Source organism: Puniceicoccales bacterium (assembly GCA_031255005.1).
GTDB lineage: Bacteria > Verrucomicrobiota > Verrucomicrobiia > Opitutales > LL51 > JAIRTH01.
Window position 1 is genome coordinate 1 of sequence record JAIRTH010000022.1, and the last position, 10,588, is coordinate 10,588.

Genomic DNA, 10,588 nt, shown 5'->3' on the forward strand with positions numbered 1-10,588 from the left:
CATCACATTACCACAAATTATCTACCATTTACCATTGCCATTAACCATGATCCATGGCGAATGCAATTATAACGGACTTGCCATCAAAGACAAGAGACTGGGATCTGTGGTTGTAACCGTTGGGAATTTTTCGCTAAATTTTTATCAAATTATGAAGTCATGACCATCCGCTGCCAAATCCCACTGAAAGATAAAAATACCTAATAATATTCCTCCAAGGCACCATGCAAATTTTCTCATAGGATACCATTTTTTCATATTACATATTACAGATGTAGACTCCATAGTTCTCTGCCATTTTCCATTATTTACATATTAGAAATGCAAACAATGATAAGTTCCCATCTTGGGCATGCTCCATCCATAAAAACACAAAAAAACGTAAAAAAGCGTAAAAAATGAAAAAAAATGCAACCTCTTCAAAATGGAATACCTTTCTAAAGAAATAAAATTAGTTGGTGGAGCCGATCGGGTTCGAACCGACGACCTCCACAATGCCATTGTGGCGCTCTTCCAGCTGAGCTACGACCCCCTTCTTTATGGCACACCCCACAGGAGTCGAACCTGTAACCTTCTGATCCGTAGTCAGATGCTCTATCCAATTGAGCTAGGGGTGCAACCGATACCTTCAGGCTGTAACGGTAAAGGTTTTTGCAAGGCAAAATTTAAAACTTTATGCCAAATTAGAAGTTTTATATTCACATCTATATTTCATCAGAGTTTCAAAACTGCCTATGTCACCCCAATCAAAATCGCCGATGATCACCGAAAGATTCTCAAGTTTCTCCAGTATAGCATGATCAAAGGATATATTTTTTGCAAGCCCATAGGCCTGTACATCGCCATGGATATATTTTAGCACATTCTTATATATGTCCATGGTATGTAATCTAAATGCTTCCCGCACAAAGCTAGTTGTAGATATGACCATACCAGTATTCCAAAGATACTTGCCAGACAATAGGTATTTTTTTGCGATCATTTGGTCTGGTTTTTCTACGAATCTAGCCACAGGAAACATTTTTCTATGGCGACCCATGGCCCTGTCAATTTCAATATAGCCGTATTGAGAGGATGGCCCTCCGGGAGTCACACCGACAACGGCCATCCCTCTGCCACCCGAAACAAAAGTAGTTGCCAATGATAAGGTTGCAACAAAGCCATTGTCTCCATTTATCACCGAATCCGATGGCATAAATACTATTGGCCTAGGACCAAATCGATGATACAAAATTTCATTTGCTAAACAAATGGCTGGTGCCGTATTCATCACCTGTGGCTCAACTATTATGTTGGATTCCAATAACATAGGAATTTCTTTTCGTAGCACAGAATCATTACCTTGGCTGGTGGAAATAAATACATTGGCAGCATTTCCTAACAAAATTCCACGGCAAAATGCCAATTCTATCAACGAAACACCTCCTATTTTCAAAAAATATTTCGGCCGCCACGGAGTACTTATGGGCCATAAACGTTTACCAACTCCGCCAGCTAGAACAACAACAAGCACATCCATAACTCATACAATCCTAGACTATACCCATAAAAAATAAACTAGCAGTAAAAATATAAATAAATTTGTTTATTTTTTATTGGACAAAGGCTCAAAAATACTCAGTAATTAAAGGCATAATGAAATTCAAATCAATTTATTTATTGTTTATTTATGTGTTTCTTTCACCAGTGGTGGTGTTTGGAGAAACGGTTAATGCCATGGAGACATCTAAGGTTGTTGATAATACCAAAGAAGTAAATAAAACACCTGATAATAAGGCCATTGGAGAAACCAAAGCTACTGTCAGTCAGAGTATTTCTGATGCAGAAAAGGATAAAATGATTAACGCCTATGGTTGGCTCATTGCAAAGGAATTATCACTTGCATCTCTGAATTTAAGTAGCAAGGAGTTAGATATATTTTGCACCGGACTAAAACTAGGCTGTGAAAATGGTGCACCACAGATAAAAAGCATGGAAGAAATGCAAAAAATGCAGGGCTTTTTTGAAAAGAGGATCGCAGAAAACGCAGATGCCGTGGCGAAAAAAAATGATGAAGAATTCATTAAAAATAAAAAAGAAGCTGATGCGTATGTGGCGAATCTCGACAAATTGCCAGGCATACGTAAAACCGAAAGTGGCTTGAGATACAAGATTTTATCGAATGGTGACGAAAAGGTACGGCCAACGGATTACTCCCAGATAGTAATCGAATATGAAGGAAAATTGATTGATGGTACCGTGTTTGACAGTTCGAGTAACAGAGAAGGAAAAGCCGAAATATTCATTGGCAGCACTGTAGATGGATTTAAAGAAGGGTTGCAGCTCATTGGCAAAGGCGGTGAGATAGAATTATACATATTACCTGAACTTGGCTATATGAATAGACAGCTAAGCTTGATTCCAGCAGGATCTCTGCTGATATTTAAAGTAAAATTGTTAGATATTTTGGCCATGGCTCCTCTTGGAGGCATGTTTGATGATTGGGAAGAAAATGGCGAAGAAATAATGGATGGCAGCAATAAAGTCAATCCTGAAGATAACAAAGATAAAGCTGCCCAACCAGTAGAATTATAGCAAATTACTACCTAAGCGATTTTAATTTATAGTCCATATTCTGCCAGATTGTAAGGTTTAGGCTTTCCGGTCTGGCTATTTTATTTATTTCTAACAAAATTTCTTCCAAAAGAGATTGGTCCATAAAAGGATAAGTTTTTATTATGTTTCCAATTTGTTTCCTCCTGTAATTGAACATATATCTTATTAACATTTTAGTTTTTCGATGAAATATATGTGGATGCTCTTTTTTTCGCAAAACTAACAATGCCGATGCCACCTTTGGCTTTGGATAGAAACATTTTTCTTTCACAGGATAAATCTGTTCAATCATATAGGCTGAGTTAAGGAATATTGATATTGCTCCGAAAGATTTACAACCATGTGTGGCTGAAAATCTTTTAACCGCTTCCAGCTGAAGCATTAATACCATAACTTCAGGTAATACTTCGCATTCCAATATAGCATCTAGCCAAGAAGTCGAAATGGCATAGGGCAAATTAGATACAATTTTATAATGAAAAATGTTCCCAGGCAATCCGGCAATAGGAAATTTTAATGCATCACCATTGATCAATGAAAATGATTTGTTACCTAAAAATTTTTCACTAAGAAACGAGCATAGTACTCTATCATATTCCACAGCAAATACTTTCGCACCAGCATCCAATAAACCAATGGTTAATGCTCCGAGACCAGGACCAACCTCCACTACCCTATCATCGATCTGGATTTCAGCCAATTCGACTGACTTTTTTACGATGTTGTGATCTATCAAAAAATTTTGACCAAGCCTCTTATTCGGCGAACATCCGAGATTTTCTAAAGCAGATAGTGTGGATTTGATTCCAATCATTTAAAATGCACACAATCGCTTAAGATCTACGAGAGAATCACTTACATTACCTTTAGCCAGGCAAGATATGTCGCTGCCCTTGGCCGAACTTGAATCGCTAAGGTCGACAGATGGAAATTTAAAAACAAATTTGTTGCCAACAGGTTCATACAGAGAACCATACACATTAAAATCAGCATTCTTATTAAGAGTTATATCTGACAATCGGGTATTTTCCACAGAAGCTGAACGTTTTATATTATATGGAAAATTTACATTATGCAACTCAACCACTTTTCTATCAATAAATTTTACAGAAATCTCAACGGTTATGTCAGCAGAAATTTTTATAGCTTCCATCAATCCACTATGCTTTAGGTAATCTATTTTACACTGAAGATAGTGCTCTTTCTGATCAGGAAGTCCTTGGGATACAGCCATAGACGGAATGCCCCAGCAAAACCCTTCTATGGCGCCTCCCACTGTACCTGAGCTAAGTATAATTGGAATGGTTATATTTAGCCCCCAGTTAATGCCAGAAATAATTAAATCAGGTTTTTTCGGCAAAAGATTACCGAGAGCTACGTTCACGCAATCACTTGGCGTACCACCTATAGCCCACGCACGACAGCCATCCAGGCTGACTTCATCACAGGAAAGATCTTTGTTTAACCCTATGGAGCGCCCAACACCACTTTGCTCTTCTTGAGGTGCAGCAACAAAAACATCCCAACCACCGGAAACAAAACTACTAGCCAAAGCCATTAATGCTGCAGAATTGATCCCATCATCATTAGTAATCAACACACTAGCCACCGCATAAGGGGTATCTATTATTAGTTAAATTGCAACAAAAATACAAGAAAAAGCAAAACTACATCATCGCCGGAGATAATAAAAATGTTGATATTCCGGCGATAATGGATTCCAATGCCATACAAGAAAGGACCACTCCAGTAGCTCTTTCGATGACACCTAATATCTTTGGGGTTAATAACTTAGCAAACTTACATGAGACCACGAAGGTCAAATAACACAGGAACATAACGAACACCAATGCCAAGAAAAAAACAACTGTATCAGAAAAAGTACTACATACAGCAGATTTTTTCACCAAAGTCGCCGTGATTGTCCCAGGCCCCGTGAGCAATGGAGTTCCGATTGGAGTTATGGCGACATTACTAGCAGCAGGTTTAACTGGTTGAACTTGGGAATTTTCATCACCTTGTTCTTTTTTCAACACCATACCAGCAGAAATCGTCAATAAATACAAACCTCCCCCCACTTGAAATGCCTCGGTAGATATTCTGAACACCGTTCCCATTATAAAATTACCAGCAATAGCAAAGATTACCAGCAACACTCCGGCAACCGTACAAGCCTGCCGCGAAATGCGAATTCTCTCTTCAAGAGTTGCAGTCGGAGTCATACCAATCATAATAGCCGCGCCAATAATCGGAGCTAAAATAGCATAAATACTAATGGTTGTTTCTGCAAATAAGTTCACTTCAATAAATCAAAATACACTGCCTCACTCAATGTCAATACAATAATTAAATATTTTTTGACAATGCACCACGGTTTATTTTCGAATTATGCCTAACATCGACCGGAAATGCCCTGTGGAAAAAAAATTTTTTAATCGCTCTCGTTTTAGGATATTTATTAGCTATGGCTCGCAATTCTGTGGAAAATTTTCGCCTTTGCCAAAAAAATTTAGGAAAAAACCCACGCCTAGGAAGAACCGCGATGGCCGGCTGAATGGCTGTGGAATTTTTATACTTTACTAGCGCAACTCTTTCCACCGCAGCGTGTTGCACAAATAAAGATTCTATGCATTCTGTGCAATAAATTTCATCGCCAACTTCAATACGTTCAGATTTTCTGCCGCAAAACCACAGCCGCCCGCGCTGGTCGAAAAAACCAAGATCGCCGGTTCTATGCCAAATGGTATTTTTGTCAAATATTTTCGCCATTGATGTCTCAACACTAAGATTATCATACTCTTCGGTAACAGCCACTCCGCTCACCACAATCTCACCTATGGACCCCGTGGGCAAAACCAACCCATCTTCCATGGCAACGATAACGTCATCTATCACATCTATGACCATAACCCTCACTCCATCAACAGGATAGCCAACGCAAATACCAGCGCCAAAGTTTTCTAAGTCAGCCACAGAAATTATTTCATTGGCCTCTATATCGCAAATCGGCAAAGCCTCTGTAGCCCCATAGGGCGTGTGAATTTCCGCATTTGGAGCGACTTTTTTGATCGCTTTTATGACCGCTGAGCTTGCCGAAACTCCGGCCAAAAATATGAATTTAATCTGGTCCAAAATTAAATCACGCATATGGCAATACTTAGCAATTTTTTTCCATAGGACTGGAGAGCCAAAACTACTTGTCGCTGAGGAAGTTATTGCTGCTTGAACGAATTTTTTAGGATCAAGCTTGGCTGGACTAGCCGGATTGATCTCCGGAAGCACCGTCGTCCGCCCCAATACCGGATTAAACAGCATAAATACTGGCAAAAGCGTCAAATCAACTGCCTCTTCGTCAAATTTATACAATTTCTTTAAAATGTCTAACTGAGCTAAAAAATGTCTATGTCGATAAATTACACCCTTTGGAATGCCGGTTGATCCAGACGTAAATAACACAGCCGCAATAGCATCTGGATCACTGTCACCATTTATATCACCAGCTAAAGAAACGGAAGATTTCGCCCAAAGCTTTGATTTTGTCAAAATGAACTTCACCGTCGGCAGCCTGTGAAATTTTAATATCACCCAGGCAATTTTTTCACCTATGACAAATTCGGGCTTCGAGCGCTCGGCACAACTGAAAAATTTTCGCAAACCTAATCCAGAATCTATGACGATCGGCACAGCACCAAGGCGTAAAAGTGAAAAAAATACACAGATAAATTCGTAGCCCGGTCTGAGCATCATTAAAACCCGCGAACCACTGCAAACTTTTACCGCCGAAAGGTTAACCATAACCCTAGTAATATCCTGATTCAATCTATAAAATGAAATATTTTCATAGCTCAATCTGCCAAATAAATCTCGGCGCGGCACCATCACCGCACATAAATCTGGCTTAGTTTTCGCCAAAATATCGATGTCCTCCGTCAGATTACTCCTTCCACTGCAACACATTTCTTTAGGTATAAAATTTAAAGATTTAATAAAATTTCAAAAATCCATCGATGATCATTTGCTCAGCCCTTCGCCGCTCGACCCCTCTAGCATTGAGATAAAATAGCTGCTCTGGATTTATTTCACTGACCGTGGATCCATGGTAACATTTTATGCTGTTATTTCTCACATCCATTGACGGCACACTAGTCGTTCTGGCAGAATCAGATAGAATAAGATTTCTGTGCAATTGCCTGGCCTCGGAATCCAGGGCCTTTTCCATTGCCGTAATTTTTCCATAGAACGAAGAATTTGCATTTTCTTTCAGTGCAAATTTTACAGTCAGGTTTGACATGGTGTTGCGCCCCAAATGATATTGTAACACCCTGCAATCGAAAAAACCAGATTCTCCGACATATGAAATTTTTCCATTGGCCTTTGCATTTTCTCCGACCAAAAAAAAGTTTATCTCTGTCCTGAAATTCGCATTTGCAATGACATTTTTGGTCAATTCAACCTGACTTCCTTCGCCAAGAAAAAAACCAATGGACTCGAAAGTATCTGGACCTATCTCATTGTCAGTGTTATGGTTATAAACCACCGAAGCTCCATCTTCCACCACCACAAAAAAAAATCCACAGGCACTCTTTTTTCGATTAAATTTATGCTCCAGCCTGACATTGGTATCTCTATCAACATTTATCTCGACCATGCCAAAATTTTCGGACGGGATCTCATAAACATCGCCATCGCCCAGGCCAACAAATTCTCTATGTCCTTCGGCCATACAATGTTTCAATGCCATAGCATAGATATCATCGCCGGACACATCTTCGGGCAGGTGGGGCATAAAATTTCTAAAAAAAACCCATGGCCCGGAATTTTTGCTGGTTTTCCAGCCTTTCCAGTCAAAGCTATTCGTCAAACAAAGATTTTTCAATTCATCAAAGAATGGCATGGCCATCATTCCTCCACGGATTCGGCCAAAATCGTTCCACCAGAAACCTTTACTTTTTCCAAAATGGATGACTTGATCTCATCGGCTAAAGCCTTGTCTTCGGCCAAGGTCTGTTTTGATGCTTCCCGACCTTGTCCCACCAATTTTCCTTTGTAAGAAATCCATGCGCCTTTCTTATCCAATATGTTATACTCTAAACCCAGATCAACGATCGACCCGGTCTTGGAAATTCCTTCGTTATGCATTATGTCGAACTCGCACTCGGTAAATGGCGCTGCCACTTTGTTTTTAACAATTTTCACCCTGGTCCGACTCCCTATCACCCGGCTGCCACTGTCTTTGATCTGATTAATTCGCCTTATATCCATTCTGACCGAAGAAAAAAACTTCAGCGCTCGTCCGCCTGGTGTGGTCTCTGGACTGCCAAACATAACTCCAATTTTTTCGCGTATCTGATTGGTAAATACACAGATACATTGCGTCCGGCTCACCGCCGATGTCAACTTGCGCATGGCTTGACTCATCATCCTCGCCTGTAAGCCTATGGTGGCATCGCCAATCTGTCCCTCCAATTCGGCCTTCGAAATCAATGCCGCCACCGAATCTATTATAATCACATCGATGGCCCCAGATTTTATCAAAGTTTCGGCAATATTCAGTGCATCTTCACCATTTTCTGGCTGAGCAACCATCAAATTATCCAGATCCACACCAACAACTTTTGTGTATTTTGGATCCAAGGCATGTTCCACATCTATGAAAACGGCATTGCCACCGATCCGCTGGGCCTCGGCAATGACACTTAGGCAAAAAGTGGTCTTACCCGACGACTCCGGCCCAAATACTTCGCAGATCCTGCCTCGGGGCAATCCACCAACACCAAGAGCCAAATCCAACGACAAAGAACCGGTGGAAATCACTGACACATTCATCTTTTTGGCATCACCCATGCGCATCACCGAACCATCGCCAAATTGCTTATTGACAGCGGTTATCGCCAAATCTAATGTTTTGGGATCATGTAAAGTCTGCTTCGAAATCGCTCGCTCATCTGTAGACATGGATTCATTTCTACTTCTAGGAATGATCGTTTCAAGTTTTATTTAATTTTCGAAGATAAACCTGTTAATATAAATATAAACAAAGCTTGAGAAACAATTTTAGAGTAATAGAATTGCAGCCGATGAAATCTTCAAATGGTTCAGCATTAATCGAATGCATATTGGGTATATCTATTTTTGCCCTTTCCGTTACCATGTTGTCCCAGAGTTTCATAACTGGCATGGTCATTAAAAAGAGATCCCGAGGCGCCAATTCCAACGACATGGCCAATACTATGTTTATAATCAACTCTGTTCTGAAAAAGGGCTACGACATAGCAACTTCCGCCACCGGAGAATCGCCCGTAGAAGTGGCTCTGCCCAGTTGGGACGGCACATCGGCCAAGGGTTCGATCAAAATATTGAAAAAAACCCAGATCAAGGGAAAATGTTTAGCCAGCGCCAACAATGCATCCAGCGGCAATGCGTCACTGCAGGAAAAAAACATCGAAGGCCTGTGGAAATTGGAAATTGCCGTAAAACCAGGGGAAAATAGTGAAGAAAAAACCTATGAAATTTATAGATACTTGCCAAAACCAACGGCCACCGGACCTGCCGAAACCACTGCCGCAGGTAAATCTACTGACCAAGCCGCTAAGCCAACCAATTAATTTTCCAAAAAATCATCCAATCGCTTCCTATTTTGCCCATGGCTTCTCTGATAATTTATTGCCATATTTTTCCATGAAATCCATGGCATTGTCGAAATTATTTTGGCATCCTGTGCCTCAACAATGGGTAGAAACAGTGGCATTAGAATTTTCATTGCCATAGCTAACTCCTTGACCTAGGAACATTTATAACTCTGGCCATACCTACCTATGTATATTTTTGATGATGAAATTTTTCCATTTTTCTTGAAAATTTTCCACTTATAGCCCTTGGGATCATATTGCCAGCATCTGCCAATTGCCCTGGCCAAATATGGCAAATCCCCCCTTATTAATCGCGATATTTAATTCAATCCATGGCCATAAATTCATGTCCATTTGACCAAAAGGGTAGTGGAATTTTTCCATTTTCCGAAATTCTTACACTTTAAAATCTTGGCTATCGACCTAAATCAATGCCATCGAATTTTTATATCTACCCATCCATGATGTTTCAAAATTTTCTTCGAGGGCTTCCCTTTGCATTTTGCCAAAATAATGGAATTTTTTCACACCTTACATCGCCAATCAGCAAACCAATGACATTTCCCAATTGATGGAAATTTTCTACCCATTAAGATTTTTTTCAGCTTCAAAGTGTAATAATTCTCTTTTTTATATTAAATTAGTGGACTTTTTCCATTAATCAAAAATTTTCCATCACTAAATCAAAGTCTATTTCGAAAAGAGTATCCCCTACCCTCCATTAGCCCAAGTGGAATTTTTCCACTCGTCGAAATTTTTCCACTCATTTTTTCCAATGCCTTTAATGGCTCATTTGTGACCAATTTGACAAAGCAATATGGCCTTGGACTGATTATTGGGCTGGCTCCACGGCATGGACCTGAAGAAAATTACCACGGACAATGTTGACGAACCATGAATGACGCAAAAGGCACATGAAAAAAGAGCGCACCGATAATAGCGCGCTCCGTCGAGGATGACCTATGGAACCATTATGCCCCTAGGATTGATCTCGCTTCTTTATTTTTTCTTGGCATTAGATTTTGATGGGCCTTTTTTCTTATTTTTTTTCTTATCTTTGCCTTTAGGTTTTTTAAACCTTTTTGAAACCTTACTTGTTCCTTTATTTTGCGTTATCGTCGGGCGATTAGTAATTTGGCCTGAGCTTGACCTTCTCTGGTTTTTGGATGATGCCGATTTCGTTTTCGGCTGATTTTTATTTTTGACCGGTGCCGATGCATTTGACACTGAAGACGACATGATTGAAGATGTCCCGCTTGACGTAGCGCTACTGAAAATCGAAGGTGCCGATGACTGTGGTGCTGGTTCGGTTTTTGATTGCGGCAGCGGCGTCTCATTCCCCTCATTTTCACTCATCTCATCCG

Annotated in this window: 10 protein-coding genes and 2 tRNA genes; 2 read left to right on the top strand and 10 right to left on the bottom strand. The window is 40.1% G+C overall.

What is annotated here, in order from left to right; translation table 11 throughout:
* Nucleotides 1-456: 456 nt before the first annotated feature.
* From LBH49_02670 to LBH49_02680, 3 genes are all read right to left on the bottom strand, one after another.
* Nucleotides 457-532, bottom strand: a tRNA-Ala gene (locus LBH49_02670).
* Nucleotides 533-540: 8 nt separating this feature from the next.
* A tRNA-Arg gene (locus tag LBH49_02675) sits at nucleotides 541-617 on the bottom strand.
* Nucleotides 618-673: 56 nt separating this feature from the next.
* Nucleotides 674-1,519: a hypothetical protein gene (locus LBH49_02680; GenBank protein ID MDR0351526.1), complete on the bottom strand. Its 846-nt coding sequence runs from the start codon at nucleotides 1,517-1,519 to the stop codon at nucleotides 674-676.
* Nucleotides 1,520-1,671: 152 nt separating this feature from the next.
* Here LBH49_02680 and LBH49_02685 point away from each other — a divergent pair, with 152 nt between their 5' ends.
* Complete coding sequence (locus tag LBH49_02685; GenBank protein ID MDR0351527.1) at nucleotides 1,672-2,574, top strand: FKBP-type peptidyl-prolyl cis-trans isomerase; 903 nt, start codon at nucleotides 1,672-1,674, stop codon at nucleotides 2,572-2,574.
* 7 nt (nucleotides 2,575-2,581) lie between these two features.
* Here LBH49_02685 and rsmA read toward each other — a convergent pair whose 3' ends face one another.
* From rsmA to recA, 6 genes are read right to left on the bottom strand one after another with little or no spacing between them, the layout of a single operon-like run.
* Entirely contained in the window at nucleotides 2,582-3,409 is an 828-nt protein-coding gene (rsmA, locus tag LBH49_02690) for a 16S rRNA (adenine(1518)-N(6)/adenine(1519)-N(6))-dimethyltransferase RsmA (protein MDR0351528.1), read from the bottom strand.
* Entirely contained in the window at nucleotides 3,410-4,204 is a 795-nt protein-coding gene (gene surE / locus LBH49_02695) for a 5'/3'-nucleotidase SurE (protein MDR0351529.1), read from the bottom strand.
* Nucleotides 4,205-4,262: 58 nt separating this feature from the next.
* On the bottom strand, nucleotides 4,263-4,895 hold the full coding sequence (locus tag LBH49_02700) for a MarC family protein (protein ID MDR0351530.1): 633 nt from the start codon (nucleotides 4,893-4,895) through the stop codon (nucleotides 4,263-4,265).
* Nucleotides 4,896-4,941: 46 nt separating this feature from the next.
* Nucleotides 4,942-6,552 carry an AMP-binding protein gene (locus tag LBH49_02705; GenBank protein ID MDR0351531.1) on the bottom strand — a complete coding sequence of 537 codons (1,611 nt, stop codon included), beginning with the start codon at nucleotides 6,550-6,552 and terminating at the stop codon, nucleotides 4,942-4,944.
* Nucleotides 6,553-6,577: 25 nt separating this feature from the next.
* Nucleotides 6,578-7,498, bottom strand: coding sequence for a SufD family Fe-S cluster assembly protein (locus LBH49_02710; protein ID MDR0351532.1), 921 nt, complete (start codon nucleotides 7,496-7,498; stop codon nucleotides 6,578-6,580).
* The gene (recA, locus tag LBH49_02715) at nucleotides 7,495-8,550 is read right to left on the bottom strand and encodes a recombinase RecA (GenBank protein MDR0351533.1); all 1,056 of its coding nucleotides are present in this window, start codon (nucleotides 8,548-8,550) and stop codon (nucleotides 7,495-7,497) included. Before recA ends, LBH49_02710 begins: the two co-directional genes overlap by 4 nt.
* 122 nt (nucleotides 8,551-8,672) lie before the next feature.
* Between recA and LBH49_02720 the strand changes: the two genes are divergently transcribed.
* Nucleotides 8,673-9,200 (top strand): hypothetical protein, encoded by a 528-nt coding sequence (locus LBH49_02720; protein MDR0351534.1) that lies wholly within the window; start codon nucleotides 8,673-8,675, stop codon nucleotides 9,198-9,200.
* 1,023 nt (nucleotides 9,201-10,223) lie between these two features.
* Here LBH49_02720 and LBH49_02725 read toward each other — a convergent pair.
* Nucleotides 10,224-10,588: hypothetical protein (locus LBH49_02725; protein MDR0351535.1), on the bottom strand; the 365-nt coding region annotated here is incomplete at its 5' end.